The sequence below is a fragment of the Croceicoccus bisphenolivorans genome, assembly GCF_001634625.1.
In the GTDB taxonomy this organism is placed as follows: Bacteria; Pseudomonadota; Alphaproteobacteria; order Sphingomonadales; family Sphingomonadaceae; genus Croceicoccus; species Croceicoccus bisphenolivorans.
On the sequence record NZ_LRSE01000008.1, the window covers coordinates 1 to 16754 of the forward strand.

The following is a 16754-nucleotide window of genomic DNA, read 5'->3' on the forward strand; positions in this document are numbered from 1 at the left end:
CAATGGACGACTTTTACGCCGCCGTTGACATCCGGGCCGGTACGCTTTCCGATCCGAAGATGAAACCGTCGTTGAACTGAAGCTGGAAGTCTTTGTAATCGTAGTAGAACAATTCCAGATTGGCCGTCAGCATACCATCAAAGAACCGGTTCTTCGAGCCAATTGTGTAAGACGTCAATTCAGACGGACTGAGCAGAAGGCCATTCTGGTCGAAACCTGCCGAGATATAGCCGGTCTGGACCGCCGCATAGAGCAGCGAGCTGGGCGTCACCTGATAGTTTGCACCAACCTTGAAGTCGAAACGCCCGCGGCTGTCCTCGGGGAATACGTCTTGCGGATCCTCCGCTGAATTCGGCGGCAGTTCGTTGTAATTACGGCCCTTGAACTTGTCGTGGGAATAGCGCCCGCCAACCGTCAACGTCAGCGCGTCGGCAGGCCGCAGGCGATATTCCGCGAAGGCCGCATAGGACGTAACGTCGTTTTCGATGATCGTGGTTCCCAAGAACGGAACCGCGCCGCGGAGATAGTGGTTCGGCGCACGCAGGAAATACAGGCCGGCCAGCCAGTCGTCTGCCCCTTGTTGCCCGGTTAGCCTCAATTCCTGAGTATATTGCGTAACATGATGATCGAAGATCGTACCAGGTATCAGTGTCAGGAAATACAGATCCTGCCGGTCTTTGACACGGGCAAACCCAGGAACGTACGTCAGTTGAAGATTGTCGGCGATGTCGAGGTTGAAGTCACCCGTCACCAACCAGCTGTCGAATTTGTAGTTCTGGCCATAGTTGGGGATGGCCGAGTTATAAAGGTCGTTCGGATCGGGGTAGGCAGGGTTCGGAACATCGCCGGTATAAGCGATCGCGGAATTCCCGGTGCCGCCCTCATGATGCCGCTGAACCGTGATCGTACCCGTGAACGATCCGCCGTCATCGTAACCCAGCGTCGCGCGGCCAGCCCACATGTCCTGATCGTTCAGGCCGTTCGACAGGTAACCGTCATGGACCTGCTTGACCCCCGCGACGCGCATCGCGAGGCCCGAACCCAGCGGCACGTTGAGTGCACCCGTCGCCTTCACAGCGTCGTAGTTGCCCGCCTCGACATTGAAATCGACGCCGTAGCGGTCGGTCGGTTTCTTGGTAATGAAGTTGATCGCGCCGCCGGCCGCGCTGAATCCGTAAAGGGTCCCTTGCGGTCCGGGCAGAACCTCGACCCGTTCCATATCGAACAGCGGCGTAAAACCGGACTCCGACGGCAAATATACGCCGTTGAGATGCAGCGCGACAGCGGACGGGTTGTTCGGCGCGGCCTGCGTCTGCCCCACGCCGCGCAGGAACGATATGGCAAACCCGGTTTGCGCACCGATCAGCAGCCCTGGCGCGACCTTGCCGAGAGACGCTTGATCGGTCACGCCCACGACGGCAAGATTTTCGCCAGACACCGCGGTGATCGCCGCAGGAATTTTCTGGACACTCTCGCCGCGCTTTTGTGCGGTGACGATGATTTCGCCAAGCCCGTCCGCTTGCCCGGAAGTGGAAGCGTCAGCTAGCGTCTCTGTGTCATCACCACCGGTCGATTGCGCGAGCGCCGACATTGGCAGCGAAGTGATTGCAAGAAAACTCACCCCGCAGGCCATGAAAACCTTAGGCATCTTCCCCTCCAACTATATTTTTTTAAAAATCATACCTTCAATTTAGATCACGTAATTTACTGATATTCGCATTATGCTGCAATAACGTACAAATTTGTTCGTGCATTTATTGTATTTACCGGCACGCAACCTAATTGTCTTTCGCCCCCTGTTTGATCCATCTGTCGATGAGATCGACTTGCAAGGGGGGTAAGGCCTGCCCCCAAGGCATCCCGAATCCTCCGCCCTCCACCTGCGCGTTCTGACCCGACGTCTTGAAATGGAGGTAACTGAGATCCGGACGGCCTGGCGTGACACGCGGCATGGACGAATTCATCGATGGGGTGCTTACCAGATTGGCATATGCGGCATCGGGGGTCAGATCGAGCGCACCCATCGGCATTGCCGGTTGATGGCACATGGTGCAGCTGTCTCGAAAGATCGGCACGATATCCCGTTCGAAACTGACAGTCGTCGGCGTCCCGCCTGCACGGTCGCCCGGTCCCGACTGTTCGGAGCCCGCTTCCTCAATATTGCCCGAGCCGTCTTGCGTACCGGCGATAACGGCACTCGTCATCAACATCAGGCATGTCGCAGCCCCGCATATGCTTCGAGCCAATATTCCTTGCATAATCATCTCCTGGAGTTCGCGGACAGCCACTGCCTGCAGGCATCGGCAAGTACGGGTCCGGCTTCGGCGGAGGCGATCTCGCTAACGGCCGCTCCCCTTTGCGTTAGACAATCGCTCAAACCATCCCATCCACCGGCCAGCAGAACGGGAGTTCGCGGCATTGCCAGATCGGGCGGTTGCCAACCCGGCACCTTCGGCCACATCGCGCCGATTGCGATCACAGCGGAAAACAGTTCCGGCCAGATGGCGGCAAGGACCAGCGCCATGGAACCGCCCTGTCCGACGCCGACCAGTACGCACCCTCCGGCCGGTTGCGCGCTGACTTCGTCCAGCGTCAAAGCTTCAAGCTGGATCAATGCGTCGCCGAAACCGACAGGCTCTACCGTCGGAGGGGACACACTGGAAAACCAGCTGTATCGCCCTCCACGTCCATGGGCAGACCATCGCGCCGATCGCGGGGCAACGATCCGTCGCCCACCCCCTATCAGCCGCAAAAAGGGCAATACCTCCGAAGCCGTAGAATGCGCATCGTGCAACCCTATCAGCACGCCTGACGACGGGTGCCCGCGGTCTTCGACTAATCGTTCCAACACGCAGACTGAGAGGCTTGCAGCCGCTGACATCGACGGCTGACCTAAATCGACCCGCCACGACCGCAGGCGTGCCTCGCCGCGATATAGCCGAAGGTCATGGCCGGGCCCAGCGTTCCGCCCATACCCCAATAGGCGTCGTGGCTTGGGCTGGCGATGCAGTTGCCAGCCCCATAGAGACCTGCAATCGGTTGTCCGTCGTGGCGCAGAACCTGTGCATCGGCGTTAACGACCGGGCCACCGTTGGTGTCGAGCACGCCCGGCGCGAGAATGACCGCGTAATACGGGCCTTTCGCCTGCATCGGGAACATCGACGGATTCTTGCCAATGGCCGCACCCCAGCGCGTATTCGTTCTGGGCAGGCCGTACATCGGTTCCGTCTCGATCTCGTAAGGCGAATTGCCGCGCTGGAAATCCTCGTCCTGTCCGGACTGTGCGAAACGGTTGAAGCGTTCCAGCGTGTTCGCCAGTTCGTTTTTGAAACCCGAATCCAGCCTGACACCTCCCGTATCGCCCGCAAGTTCGGCCAACCGCTCGTCCAGACGGTCCGCCAGTTCATCCCATGTCGCGCCGACGATGATCGAAGGCGCACCGGTCGGCAGGTCGGGTATCGGGTGTATCCCGGCCCACATGTCGGCGACACGCTGGTCGTAGAGCATGAACATCAACTGGTTCGGAAATTCCCAGCGATTGGCATCGTATCCCAGAGTGGCTCGCGTCCGATCCTGATAGTTGCGCTTTTCGTTGACAGCGCGGCGGCCATATTTGTTGACCATGACCATGCTGTCGCCCGGGGGGCTCCAGATATCGGCTGGAACCGTGACATACTGCAGCGCCTCCTCCAGCACGATCTGCGCGCGCCATGCACTCGCCATGTTGCCGAACTGGGCGCCCACCGTGCCCGCGATCCCGACAAAGTCGCCAGTGTTCGTCGGCACGCCGCATCCGCCAAAGACCGGCGCCAGGTGATGCCGGTTCAGCAGTTCGCGATTGTAGGCAAAGCCACCAGTGCCGAAAATCACGCCCTTTCTGCCGCGAAAGCGCAATTTCCGGTCGCCGCTCGTCGCTTCCACACCGATAATGCCGCCGTCGCTGTCAACGATTGCTGCGGTAACGCGATGCCCTGTCAGGCGCGGCAATTGAATTCGTTCGAACTTCACGTTGAACTGTCGGATCATTTCGGCACCGAAGCCGGGCGATCCATCCGGTTTGCGCACCCCCAGACAACGTCCGCGCGGCGCCTTGTTCCAGCCGTCCAGTGGACCGTAATCAGGGATTCCGTCACCGTCCTGCGACGGATCCATCACGAAGAACGGACCGATGTCGAGCGTACCAGAGCGGCGCAGGAAGTCGGTCATGTCTGCGCCGTTGGCATAGAATGCCTCAAGCAGGGCGAAATCGTTGGCCGGCAGCCCCATCGTTTTCGATGCCGGATTGAAAAGATGCGGGAAAGAATACGATGCGACGTATTGAAGGAACGGGATGCGTTCATCCACCAAGCCCTTTTCGCGCATTCGAAAATTGTTGGCGATCCAGAACCCGCCGCCCGATTTGGCAGTCGTACCCCCGAGGACGGGCGACTTTTCGAGCATCATTACTGATGCCCCCAGATCATGCGCCGTGATCGCAGCCGTCGATGCCGCGGCCCCGGAACCGATCACCAGGATGTCGGCTTCGCCGTCCCAGGTGGTAACCGACGAGCCACTGATTGCCGGCGTTGCGGCACCAGCCACCATCGAAACACCAACGCCAGCGCCACCCGCGATGACGAAATCACGCCTGGATAGCCGCGATGCCATTTTCGGCGCGTCGCCCATATTCAACCCCTCTTTCCAAACCAATCTTCTTACGGAAATAATACCATCGATAAGTATTTTTCATTTTATTGATTTATACATAATATTATTTTTATATTTATATCATAAAGGAATATTTCCCATATATAATATGCGAAATTATATGATATATCGATTTCATTATTTCAGATGAGAAGTTATCTCATGCAAATTCATCTGACAATAACGCACTTTTTTGTACGTGCCGTTGGTCGGCTCTGTCTTTCGTCGCAAGCGGACATGAGCAGCTTCCACTGGTATCGGGACACGAAGGTTGTCCGGATGAATTGCTCTAAAAACTGCCGAAGAACCAAAGCACCGCCCGCTACGCCATCGTTACCGACGGACTGCACTTACATCCAACGGCATTGAAAATGCCGGGTCGTATCGATCTGCCGCCCTTGCAGGATGGAATTCTACGTCAGTCGCCGGGACATAAGATTTCAGCTTCGGGCCCGGTCTCACCGCGCGTTGGTTACCCTGACAAGATCTGTGTCTGCTATTGCAGCGTGAAGTGACGTGTTCGGGCACTCGCAAGCCCACCGTCAATTGACGTGACGATATCCCGTCAACGAATGAAGTAACGGAGCGAGCTGGGCTTGCGGGCGCGCGCCATGGCGCCGCCCCTACCCACCCGGTCGCATTTCAATCAGATGATGTTGCTGGGGCAGCACCAATCGCGCCAAGCATGATCTCGTGGATGCGGTTCTGCTCGATCACGCCGTGCACCCCCTCTGCGCCCGGCCCTGTGGCATAGAGCGCAACATCCTCGCCACCGTGGGTTTCGGCGAGGTTGAGTGTGCCGTTGAAGATATCGCCAGTGGGCACCAGCGACTGTTGTGCCGCCTTTGGATCGGTAGGGGGAGCAGAGCGCGCGCCGCGCACGGCGCCCGGCCCGTTCTGATAGCCCAAAGTCGTGTAGGAAAAGCCATCGGCGGCCAGAGCCGGCGTGCCGGTCGGATCGCCGCGTTCGTCGTTGTTCATGACGAGACCGAGAATCGGATTACCGCGCGTGGCATAGCCGGCAATGGTCATCACATGGCTATGGTCCGCCGTGACCATGACCAGCGTATCGGCCGGATCGACCTTGTCCATCGCAACCTTGACGGCACGCGCGAATTCCTGCGTTTCGGAAAGGGCATAGGCGGCCTTTCCGTCGTGATGGCCGTGATCGATCCGCCCCCCCTCGACCATCAGGAAATAGCCGTTCTTTTCACTCGAAAGACGATCGATCGCCTCAGCGGTCATCACGCTCAATGTTGGTTCGCTCGTACCGGACGAACGATCAAGCATGTAGGTCATGTGGCTCGGCGAAAAGAGGCCAAGAACCGGCTTTCCGTCCCGCGGTACGGCGCCAAGCCCAGCAGCACTCGTCACGTAGTGCCCGCCCGTGGCCTCTTTCCATCCTGCCGTCAGGTCGGCGGCGGCGTCGAGCCGCTTGCCGCCATGGTCTGCGCCGAAGAATTCGCGCGAACCGCCGCCCATGGCGACATCGAACGGGAATGCGACGAGTTGCGCGGCGATGTCGCTGCACCCTGCGACACGTTGATCGGATGGAATATCGGAATCGGCCTCCCAGTCGCGTTCCGGCGTGTGGGCATAGACTGCCGCTGGCGTCGCATGGGTGATCCGGGTGGTTGTAACGATGCCGATGGCCTTACCGCGGTCGGCCAGTTCCTCAGCGATCAGCGGGAGGTGGTTCGCGAGACTTTCCGCGCAATCGCCACGGTGCGCAGCGGGGCCGATGCCGATCACGCCCGCACGCGTCTTGGTGCCGCTGTTCATCGCCGTCGCGGTACCCGCACTGTCGGGTACCTGCTGGTTTGTATTGTAAGTCTTGACCAACGCGACATTTGGGAAATGTTCGAACGAGAGCAGGTTTTCCTCACCCGTCTCGCCCTGCGACTGCCCGTCATAGATGCGCGCGGCAGTTACCGTCGACACGCCCATGCCGTCACCGATAAAGAGGATAACGTTCTTTGCGTGCGGGGCGGCGGTTTCGGCCTTCGGCGCGGCGGCGATCTGCGCCACAGGCAGGGTGCGCGCGCAGGCTCCACACGCAAGCAGAAGGGACAGGGCGGCAAGGCGAATGACGGTCATGAAATCGTCCTGTCCGTCACGCAAGGGTCAAGCCGTCATCGCTGCGCAGCATTGTCGCGCGGCGGATTTCGAAGGTGCGATAACGCGGGTCAAGCACCGTATCGACGCCGATGAAGACCGCCTCGCCACTCTGATGCGTCAGCTCCACGCGAACGTAACCCTGGTGCATATTGTCGGTCCACACGACCTGCGGGTTGTGATCGGCGAAGGCTTTATCGAGCCGGGGAGAAATCTTGGGGCCGAAGCCGCTTTCCATGAAGTCGCCGGGCGACGAAATGCCCGCAGTGCCGATCTCGATCCCGGCCGGTTGCCCTGCAGCATCGATAAGGTCGTTGAGCCAGAAGCTGTGGCTGTCGCCAGTCAGGAAAATGAGATCGCCCGCCCCGGCATCACGGCTTAGCTTGTACAGGCGCTCCTTGGCCCAGAGATAACCATCCCATGTGTCGGTATAGAACGGCAGGTTCCACTTGCCCTTCCACGCCAACGCCTTGGCAGCATCGGAAATGTCCGGATTGGCGACCGGATCGGGAACAAGACCAAGCGCCACGACATCGGGCACGCGCGTTTCGGCAATGGGCATCGGGTTGCCGATCAAGCGCCACGGCTGCCCGGCCTTCACCGAGGCGGAAAGCGCGGCGGACAAGTCGTCTTCCAACGCCGAAGCCAGCATCGTGCGGCCCGGTGCTCCGATCACGTTGTCGACCAAGTGCCGCGCGTCCGCATCGGTCTTCACCTTGTCGGCCCACGCCATATAGTCGATTTGCTCAGCCCGCGCGGTGTGCCGCGTTTCCAGCGTGTGCAACATCGCAAGATCGCCAAAGCTGTAGGCGCGCCAGAATTGCATCTGGTTGCGGCCCTTCACCGCCAGCCACTCCGGCTCGCGCACCGGCATCCATTCGTAATAGGCCCGGATCGAGGCGACACGGCGGGCGTTCCAGTCGCCCTCCGCCTCCGACTGGTGGTTCTGGGCCCCGCCGGTCCAAGGGTTGTTGGCGCTCTCGTGATCGTCCCAGCAGGCGAGCAGCGGATGCGCTGCCAGCATGGCTTGAGAACCATGATCCGTCTTGTACTGGGCGTGGCGCTGGCGATAATCGGACAGGCTGACGATCTCGTGCGCGGGTTGGTGAACCCGGCCGATCACCCTGGCGATTTCTGCCCCCCAGCCATCGGCGCCATATTCGTAGATGTAGTCGCCAGTGTGGAGTACGAAATCGATCGCCGGATCGCGCGCGATCGCTTCGTATGCATTGAAGAAGCCGAACGGATAGTTCGAGCAAGAGGCCAGCGCGATGCCCAGCCGTTCTACATGGCCGGTCGGCAAGGTGCGGGTCCGCCCGGTGGCCGACTTCGCGGCATCCATCGTAAAGCGGTAGTAATAGGTCTCTCCCGGCTTCAGCGCATCGGCCAGCACTTTGACCGTATGGTCGCGCTCCGGCCCGGTTTCGACCGTGCCTTCCTGTACGATTTCGGCGAAATCGATGTCGCGTGCCACTTCCCAGCCGACCTGCCGCTGCCCCTCAGCCGTAACGCGGGTCCACAAGACGACCGATGTCGCGTCGGGATCGCCGCTGGCCACACCATGGCGGAACGCAGGGTTGACCGCGATGTCGTGTGCGCGAACGCGAAACGGCATGGTGGCAAGCGCGCTTGATGCGGCAAGACCAGCAAGAACGCGGCGGCGGTTGGCGGTAAATGGACTCATGGGGAGACTCGCTCGAACAGGAAAAGGAAATGCCCGCCCTGACTGGCAGACCTGTGTTGCAGCGGTGCGAAGGGCGGCCCGGAATAATCCGGACCGCCCCCGCGAAGTGCTCATCCAAACGGGATGAACCCGATCAGAAGTCCATCGTTGCGGTAAACACCGCAGTACGCGGCGCGCCGATCCAGGCTCCGCCACCGGAGATGCCGCCAAGGTAATCCTCGTCGAACACGTTATTGATGACGATGCTGAGGTCCACGCCCTTCAACATGTCGCTCAACGCCTCGCCATGGACGCCAATATTGGCATCTACGGTGAAGTAGCCGTCGGCAACGAACGAATTGCCGATATCGACGAAGCGATCGTCCGTATACTTGCCGGAAATACCGGCACGGAAACGGCTGTCGTTATAATCGAGTGCGGCAACGAACATGTTCTTGGCGATGCCAGTCACCCGGTTGCCCGGAACGATACCCACCGCTTCGTCGACCAACGGATCACCGGTGCCTTTGTAGGTCGCATCGATGTAGGTATATGAAGCATAGGCCGACAGTGAGGGCAGGATGCGCGCATTGACGAGCAGTTCGAACCCTTCCGAATCGATGCCCCCGGCATTGAAGTAGGTACCGTTGGTGCCGATTAGGTAATCCGGCCCCGCATCGGTGTTCGCCGCGAGGAAGATGATCCGATTGTCGAACTTCGTGTTGAAGTAGACAGCCGAGGCCTGGATCGAATTGCGACTATAGCGCACGCCAGCTTCCCAGTTCTCGCTGGTTTCCGGCTCAAGCGTATCGAGATCGGCGTCGGGGCGTTCGAGAATCTCGTCGCCCAGTGCCTTGTAGTTCTCGGCATAGCCACCGAACACGTCGAGGCCCGGCAGCGGGGTGACCTGAATACCGCCCGAGAACAGCAAGTCCGAGGTGGTGTTGAGGGTCGCGCCCGTGCTGTCGTCGAAATTGTCCTTGCGCTCCAGCTCGTTGTGGAACTGCTTTACGCCGAAAGTGGCCTTCACGATCGAGAATTCGACCGAGTCCTCAATGAACCACTTGATGGTGCTCTGCGGATACTTGCGGCTGTACTGGACCCAGTAAGGCGGGCTCTCGTACTCATAGCCCACGCGGGTGTCGACGATCTGATGCCAGTCGCGCCATTCCTTGCGGGTCGTGTCTTCATACCACAGGCCACCACGCAGCGTATTGGTTACCATGCCAAACTGCGCTTCCCACGATCCGTCGGCTGTAAAGCCGAGGCGATCCTTGGCATAGTGCGTGTGGCGATAGGACTGTGCACCGATCGCACCAGCGGCATAGCAGGCCGGGTCGTAATCCGGACCGGCGCCGCCGTAGGGGAACGTGATCGACGAAACGCAACCGTCCGCAGCCGCAAGTGCCACGCCCGAACCGTCCACGAAGTAGATGCGACCCAGTGCTGGCCCACCGTAAACGGTGCCGTTGCCCACGATCTCGCTTTCCGGCCCGCCCATGTCGTCGGTCACGTTGACGATGTAGGGCGGCACCCAGTCACCGCGGCCATTGTTCTTGTGATAATAGGCCGCGCCACTCAGTTCGACCGAACCGAGGTCGGCGTCCGCCTTCAGGTAAGTGAAGAAGTTCTTGCGCAGGGTTGCCCAGCCCTTGCGGTAGCTCTGGTCGATGTAGGGGATGCCCGACCATTCGGCGGTCAGCTGATCCCATTCGGGATAAGCGGCGAAATCCGCGGCGCTGAAGACGCGCTGATAGTTGTTTTCGTGCGTGTCGTCATAGCTGGCATAGCCTGTGATACGCAGCAGGCCGGGCTCGGCCACGAACTTGGCGGCGACATGGTCGCGGTTGTTTTCGGCCGACTTGTTGATCCAGTCGGTCGCTTCCTGATGAGACGCGGAAATCCACGCCTTCACGCCGCCCAGATCACCGGTGTCGTAACGAGCGTAATAACGCAGCGCGTCGAACTCACCCAGCGAGGCCGAGAAACGGACGCGGCGTTCGTCCAGCGGATTGGCGGTAGTGAAGTCGAGCGTACCGCCAAGGGCCTCGTTGGAAAGAGAACCGATGTCGGCTGTGCCCTGGCTGACACTGACGCCGCCGATATTCATCGTATCGATGTAGCGATTGGCCTTGGCCCCGCCGCCGTAGTTCGAGCCACCGTTCGGCAGCCCGTCGATGGTGATGCCCACCTGCTGCTCGTCAAGGTTGGTCTGGAAGCCGCGAAGCGCAACCGTGGTCGACCAGTCGTCAAAGCCGAAGCTATCGCCTTCCTGCACCTGCACGCCCGGCAGGTTGTCGACCAGTGCTAGCGCCGACGTGATCGGCGACTGCAACTCGATCATGGGTTCGGTGGCGCTGTTGTTGTTGAACGTGGTCCGCGCGCCGGTAACGACGATGGCAGATTCAGCTTCGACAGCTTCGGCGGCGGTCTGGGCGAAAGCCGGTGCCGCATAAACAAGCGAAGTGGCGCTGACGGTCAGCAGGCTGACCGCCCGGGTAATGGTAAATCGCATTGGAACATGCCCCTCATGGTTTGTTCCGTGGGGCTATGACGTGCAATTGCGAAAGGATTTTTTCATTGTAATTAAATTTGAAAGACAATGTTTCGCTGCAATTGCGAAATATTGACGGTGGCGTGAACATGTCGACGGTGCGGTGCCGTCAGCCCTTGATCCGACAACACCCACGCAGAATCTCATAAAGATCCCTTGATCCCGCAAAGGTTGGAACATAATAAGAACATATGAGAATCATACCCGGCCTCTCCCATCCCATCAGGTTATCGGAAGTACAGCGCTGGGACAGCGGGGTCAGCTCGCTGAATACAGTTTTGGGAGGTGGTCTGGCGGGTGGGTGCGTACATGAGGTCTATACCGGGGAAACCGGTGATGCCGCCGCCGCCGCAGGTTTTGCCGTGGCCCTGACGGCGGGCATGGCGAGTACGGGGCGGGAAGTGATGTGGCTTCGCTTGCGTCGCTTGCAGGGAACAGCGGGCTGCATCCAGGCCAGTGGCTGGGCCGAACTGGGCGGTATGCCCGGCTGTGGCCTGATAGCGGTGTTGCCGGATGCCATGGCATTGCTGCACGCCGCCGTCGATGCACTGCGCAGCCCTTCACTGGGTGCAGTGATCGTCGAGAGCTGGGGCCCGATGCGTGAGCTTGACCTGACCGTCAGTCGCCGTCTTGCCCTTGCCGCTGAAAAATCAGGCGTGCCGCTCCTCCTGCTGCGCATCGATGCAGCGCCTGTGCCAAGCGCGGCGCAAACGCGCTGGCAGGTTACCGCCGCGCCTTCGCGGGCCTTGCCCGGCAACGCGCCGGGATCGCCCTGTTTCGACGTAACCTTGCTGCGCCAGCGATCCGGCCCTTGTGGCCTTTCCTGGCGACTGGAGTGGGACCGTGACCAATGTCGCTTCCGTGAAGCGCCGCTATCTGGCGCTGTGGTTCCCGTTTCTGCCGGCCGACCGGCTGCGGATCGAACAGGCGAAACATCACGAGAGGCCGCATGACACGGCGTCCGGTCCACCATGTGTGCTTGTCTCCACGGTTCGAGGCGCCCTGCGACTAGGCGCGGTGGATGCCGCGGCCCAGGCGTTGGGCCTCACGCCCGGCATGACGCTGGCCGATGCGCGCGCCGTGCAACCCGACCTTGTCGTTGCCGACATGAACGAAGCGGCGGACCGGCACTGCCTGCAACGGCTGGCGCGGCGCTGCATCGCCTGGTCACCGCTCGTCGCTCCGGCCCCACCGGACGGGATCGTACTGGACATCGCCGGGGTTGAGCATCTCTTCGGTGGCGAAGGCGGACTGATCGCGCAGATCGAAGAGGCGATGATATCGATCGGGATGGCCGTGCGCCTGGCCCCGGCCACCACGCCCGAGGCGGCCCAGGCGCTCGCCCGCCATGCCCGCTTGCCGATCGAGGACGAGCGCGAGGCCATCCACGCGCTGCCGATTGCCGCGCTGGGGTTGGAGGAAGCATCCGGCACCGCGCTGCGCCGGGCTGGCCTCAAGACCATAGGGAATGTCGCGACGCGATCGTCCGCCGCCATCGCCGCGCGTTTCGGCATGGAAGCAGTCATCGCACTGCGTCGTCTGTTGGGCGAGGAGCGGGCGCCAATCGAGCCGCTGATGAGCTCCGCGCCACTCCATTTCGAACGCCGCTTCGCCGAACCGATCGCGCTGCAGGCCACGATCGCCGCCTGCTTCGGCGATCTGCTGCACGAGGCGGCGCGGGTGCTGGAAGAGCGCGACCTGGGCGGCCGGCGCTTTGCGCTGACGCTGTTCCGCAGCGATGGCGCGCTCCACCGGCTGGACATCGAAACGGGACGGCCCACGCGCGACATCGCGCTGGTGCTGCGCCTGTTCGACGAGCGCATCGCCGCATTGGCCGATCCGCTCGATCCCGGCTTCGGCTATGACCGGATCACGCTGTTCCTGTCCGTGACCGAACCGCTGATTGCCCATCAGCCCGACTTCGACAATGAAAGCAGTGCAGAGGAGAAACTGGTCGAACTCATCAACCGGCTGAGTACCCGGCTGGGGCCGAAAAACCTTGTTCGCCTGATCCCGCAGAGCAGCCACCTACCGGAACAGGCGCAACTGGCCCTGCCGGCGATCGAGTTACGCGCACCCGCACCTTGGCCCGCCCCAACGAAGGGCGAACCGCCGATGCGACCGCTGTTTCTGTTCGATCCACCTCAGCCGGTAGAGGTGATCGCCGAAGTGCCCGATGGCCCGCCGCATCGTTTTCGCTGGCGGCGCAAGCTGCACGAGGTGCGGTTCTACGAAGGGCCGGAACGGATCGCCTCGCAATGGTGGCGGCGCAAGGGAGGAGAACAACCCGGTCAAGGTGGCCTGACCCGCGACTATTACCGCGTAGAGGATGTGCGCGGGCGGCGTTACTGGATTTTCCGGCACGGCCTTTACCACGAGCGGCCGGATCCTCGGCAAGGACCGAAATGGTATATGCACGGCCTGTTTGCATGACCGTGCCACTCCCTTTTGCCGAGCCGATAGCAGCAACAAACTACAGCTTTCTGCACGGCGCGTCGCATCCGGCCGAGATGGTGCGGCAGGCCCATGCCCTGGGCATAGCGGGCATCGGCATCGCCGATCGCAACACCGTTGCCGGGGTGGTCAAGGCGCATATCGCCTGGCGCGATCTGGGCGGGATGGAAAGCGGGCTGCGGCTTGCGGTGGGCGCGCGGCTGGTCTTTGCCGACGGCACCCCGGACGTGGTCGTCTATCCCGCCACACGCCATGGCTGGGGGCGACTGACCCGGCTCCTCACACTGGGCAACCGGCGGGCGAAAAAAGGCGATTGCACACTCTACTTGTCCGATCTTGTCGCGCATGCGCAGGATATGCTGCTGATCGTGACCCGGCCCGATGAGGCCGTGTTGCAGCAATTGTCGTCCGTCTGCCCCGGTGCCGTCTGGCTGATGGTCTCGATGCTGCGCACCGGCGCCGACGCCAGAAAACTGGTCGGGGCGCAGGCCCTCTCAGCGAAGATCGAGGTGCCGCTGATCGCCTGCAACGATGCGCTCTATGCCCATGCCGATGCCCGCCCGCTACACGATGTGCTTACCTGCATCCGCGAAGGCATTACGATCCACGCCGCAGGCACGCGCATTGCCGCCAATGCCGAGCGTCACCTGAAATCGCCCGCAGAGATGGCGCGGCTTTTTCGAAGCTGCCCCGAAGCCATCGCCGCCACTACCGATCTGTTCGCGCGCATTGCCTTCACGCTGGATGACCTGCGCTACGAATATCCGCACGAACCAGTGCCCGAAGGATGGGGGCCGCAGAAATGGCTGGAGCATCTCGTGATGGAAGGCGGGCGGGAACGCTTTCCCGATGGCCTGCCGGATGCATATCACGCGGTGCTCGATCAGGAATTCGCGCTGATCCGGACCTGCAATTATGCCTATTACTTCCTGACCGTACACGACATCGTGCGCCATGCCCGCAGTCTCGACCCGCCGATCCTGTGTCAGGGCCGCGGCAGCGCCGCCAATTCGCTGGTCTGCTATTTTCTCGGCATCACGCCCATCGATCCGGTGAAGGAAAAGCTGCTCTTCACCCGCTTTCTGTCCGAGGAACGCAAAGAGCCGCCCGATATCGACGTCGATTTCGAGCATGAACGTCGTGAAGAGATCATACAGTACGTCTATCGTCGTTATGGCCGTGATCGCGCCGGAATTGCAGCCACCGTAATCCACTATCGGCCGCGCAGCACTCTGCGCGAAGTCGGCAAGGCACTGGGCCTGACAGAGGACGTGACGGCGCGGCTGGCCTCCACCGTCTGGGGCAACTGGGGTGATGACGTGCCTGCCGAGCGCGTGAAGGAGGCTGGCTTTGACCCGGCCAACCCCGCAATCGCCCGGCTGAAGGCGCTGGTCGACCAACTGCTCGGCTTTCCCCGCCATCTTTCGCAGCACGTCGGCGGTTTCGTGTTGACGGAAGGCCGGCTCGACGAGCTGGTGCCGATCCACAACGCGGCCATGCCCGACCGCACGTTCATCGAGTGGGACAAGGACGATATCGACGCACTGAAACTGATGAAAGTTGATGTGCTGGCGCTCGGCATGCTCACCTGCATTCGCAAGGCTTTCGACCTGATGCGCGAACATGATCTTGGCGATATGGAACTGGCGAATGTGCCCCGCGAGGATGGCATGACGTACGCCATGCTACGGCGCGGCGACAGCATCGGCACCTTTCAGGTCGAGAGCCGGGCGCAGATCAACATGCTGCCGCGCATGAAGCCCAGGGAACTTTACGATCTCGTCATCCAGGTCGCGATCGTGCGACCGGGGCCGATCCAGGGCGGCATGGTTCATCCCTATCTTCGACGACGCAACGGGGAGGAAGCAGTGCTCTTACCCAGTCCCGCCCCACCGCATGACAGGCATGAATTGCGCGATGTTCTGGGCAAGACGCTCGGCGTGCCGCTATTTCAGGAGCAAGCCATGAAGCTTGCCATCGTCGCCGCCGGCTTCAGCCCCGGGCAGGCCGACGGGCTGCGGCGGGCGATGGCGACCTTCCGCAATCACGGCACGGTCCACCATTACGAGCAGCTGATGATCGAGGGTATGGTAAACCGCGGCTATCAGCGCGATTTTGCGGAGCGCTGCTTCAGCCAGATCAAGGGCTTCGGGGAATATGGCTTCCCCGAAAGCCATGCGCAGGCCTTCGCCTGGCTAGCCTACGTCTCTTCCTGGCTCAAATGTCGGCACCCGGCGGTGTTCACTTGCGCGCTGCTCAATAGCCAACCCATGGGTTTCTACGCTCCGGCGCAACTCGTGCGCGATGCGCGCGAGCATGGCGTCGAAGTACGGCCCGTCGATGTCGGCGCCAGCAACTGGGACAGCACGCTGGAATACCGGGAGGATGGCGCGCTGGCGCTGCGTCTCGGTCTGTCGCGGCTCGACGGTTTTCGCAAGGAATGGGCCTTTACGCTGGAAGAAGCCCGGAACGCAGGTGCTTTTGTCTCGGCAGAAGATCTCGCTCATCGCGCACGTTTGCCCGCGCGCGCGCTTTCCCTGCTCGCCGATGCGGATGGCCTGGTTTCGCTGGGCCAGAGCCGCCGTCAGGCCGGGTGGGAGGTGCGCCGCGTCCCGTCCGAGCCCTTGCCGCTGTTCGCCTTCGCCGGAGCACCCGAGCTGGGGAAAGAGGCAGACGCGCGGCTTCCCGCAATGCCCATGGCCGAGGAAGTCGTCGCCGATTACCAGACCGCGCGTCTCTCGCTCAAAGGCCATCCGATGCAGTTCCTGCGTCCGGCGCTGGAGAAGGAAGGCGTACTGACCTGCGAAAACGCCAATGCCGCGCCCGATGGCCGCAAGGCACGCGTCGCTGGCGTCGTTCTGATCCGGCAGCGCCCCGGCAAGGGCAACGCGGTCTTCATCACGATCGAGGACGAGACCGGAGTGGTCAACGCACTGCTCTGGTCACGTGACCTCGAAAAGCAGCGCCGCGCCGTGATGGCAGCGAGGCTGATGCTGATTGAAGGCGAAATCCAGAAGAGCCAGGAAGGCGTGGTGCATCTGATGGTGAACCGCGTGATCGATCGCACCGCGATGCTGGCCCAGCTGTCGGAAGGTCCGCCTGCTCAGCCGCACATGTCGCGCAGCAACGATATCAAATACCCTCAGCCGCCCCGCACCCACAGCCATCCGCGCAATGTGCGAATTCTTCCACGCTCACGCGACTTTCACTAACCCATAACAGTTCCCGATGCTCTCTGAAGTATCGTCAATTTCTGCCCGGTTTCAAAACACCGTCTCCCCT

At 61.3% G+C, this 16754-nt stretch carries 10 protein-coding genes; 3 read left to right on the forward strand and 7 right to left on the reverse strand.

Annotated features, from left to right (window positions below):
- Positions 1-13: 13 nt before the first annotated feature.
- The 7 genes from A7A77_RS10090 to A7A77_RS10120 form a co-directional block, all read right to left on the reverse strand.
- Positions 14-1648 carry a TonB-dependent receptor gene (locus tag A7A77_RS10090; protein WP_082836048.1) on the reverse strand — a complete coding sequence of 545 codons (1635 nt, stop codon included), beginning with the start codon at positions 1646-1648 and terminating at the stop codon, positions 14-16.
- Between the two features lie 130 nt (positions 1649-1778).
- On the reverse strand, positions 1779-2204 hold the full coding sequence (locus A7A77_RS10095; RefSeq protein WP_156500511.1) for a hypothetical protein: 426 nt from the start codon (positions 2202-2204) through the stop codon (positions 1779-1781).
- 56 nt (positions 2205-2260) lie between these two features.
- Positions 2261-2656, reverse strand: coding sequence for an alpha/beta hydrolase (locus tag A7A77_RS10100; RefSeq protein WP_066557197.1), 396 nt, complete (start codon positions 2654-2656; stop codon positions 2261-2263).
- Between the two features lie 236 nt (positions 2657-2892).
- Positions 2893-4665 carry an FAD-binding protein gene (locus tag A7A77_RS10105; protein WP_066557199.1) on the reverse strand — a complete coding sequence of 591 codons (1773 nt, stop codon included), beginning with the start codon at positions 4663-4665 and terminating at the stop codon, positions 2893-2895.
- Positions 4666-5328: 663 nt separating this feature from the next.
- The gene (locus A7A77_RS10110; RefSeq protein ID WP_066557201.1) at positions 5329-6783 is read right to left on the reverse strand and encodes an alkaline phosphatase; all 1455 of its coding nucleotides are present in this window, start codon (positions 6781-6783) and stop codon (positions 5329-5331) included.
- Positions 6784-6799: 16 nt separating this feature from the next.
- Positions 6800-8485, reverse strand: a complete 1686-nt coding sequence (locus A7A77_RS10115) for an alkaline phosphatase D family protein (protein WP_066557203.1) — start codon at positions 8483-8485, stop codon at positions 6800-6802.
- Positions 8486-8618: 133 nt separating this feature from the next.
- Complete coding sequence (locus tag A7A77_RS10120; protein ID WP_066557206.1) at positions 8619-10979, reverse strand: TonB-dependent receptor; 2361 nt, start codon at positions 10977-10979, stop codon at positions 8619-8621.
- A 230-nt stretch (positions 10980-11209) separates the two neighbouring features.
- Here A7A77_RS10120 and A7A77_RS17855 point away from each other — a divergent pair, with 230 nt between their 5' ends.
- The 3 genes from A7A77_RS17855 to A7A77_RS10130 are packed head-to-tail and all read left to right on the forward strand — an operon-like array spanning position 11210 to position 16684.
- Positions 11210-11971, forward strand: coding sequence for an ImuA family protein (locus A7A77_RS17855; protein ID WP_156500512.1), 762 nt, complete (start codon positions 11210-11212; stop codon positions 11969-11971).
- The gene (locus tag A7A77_RS10125) at positions 11862-13451 is read left to right on the forward strand and encodes a Y-family DNA polymerase (protein WP_066557209.1); all 1590 of its coding nucleotides are present in this window, start codon (positions 11862-11864) and stop codon (positions 13449-13451) included. The genes A7A77_RS17855 and A7A77_RS10125 overlap by 110 nt, the downstream gene beginning before the upstream one ends.
- Entirely contained in the window at positions 13448-16684 is a 3237-nt protein-coding gene (locus tag A7A77_RS10130; RefSeq protein ID WP_066557212.1) for an error-prone DNA polymerase, read from the forward strand. The genes A7A77_RS10125 and A7A77_RS10130 overlap by 4 nt, the downstream gene beginning before the upstream one ends.
- The last annotated feature ends 70 nt before the right edge of the window (positions 16685-16754 follow it).

Bases quoted from the DNA above. Each gene is read 5' to 3' on its own strand.
- A7A77_RS10095 (WP_156500511.1), bottom strand. From the start codon at position 2,204: ATGACGAGTGCCGTTATCGCCGGTACGCAAGACGGCTCGGGCAATATT.
- A7A77_RS10120 (WP_066557206.1), bottom strand. From the start codon at position 10,979: ATGCGATTTACCATTACCCGGGCGGTCAGCCTGCTGACCGTCAGCGCC.
- A7A77_RS17855 (WP_156500512.1), top strand. From the start codon at position 11,210: ATGAGAATCATACCCGGCCTCTCCCATCCCATCAGGTTATCGGAAGTA.
- A7A77_RS10090 (WP_082836048.1), bottom strand. From the start codon at position 1,648: ATGCCTAAGGTTTTCATGGCCTGCGGGGTGAGTTTTCTTGCAATCACT.
- A7A77_RS10105 (WP_066557199.1), bottom strand. From the start codon at position 4,665: ATGGGCGACGCGCCGAAAATGGCATCGCGGCTATCCAGGCGTGATTTC.
- A7A77_RS10110 (WP_066557201.1), bottom strand. From the start codon at position 6,783: ATGACCGTCATTCGCCTTGCCGCCCTGTCCCTTCTGCTTGCGTGTGGA.
- A7A77_RS10115 (WP_066557203.1), bottom strand. From the start codon at position 8,485: ATGAGTCCATTTACCGCCAACCGCCGCCGCGTTCTTGCTGGTCTTGCC.
- A7A77_RS10130 (WP_066557212.1), top strand. From the start codon at position 13,448: ATGACCGTGCCACTCCCTTTTGCCGAGCCGATAGCAGCAACAAACTAC.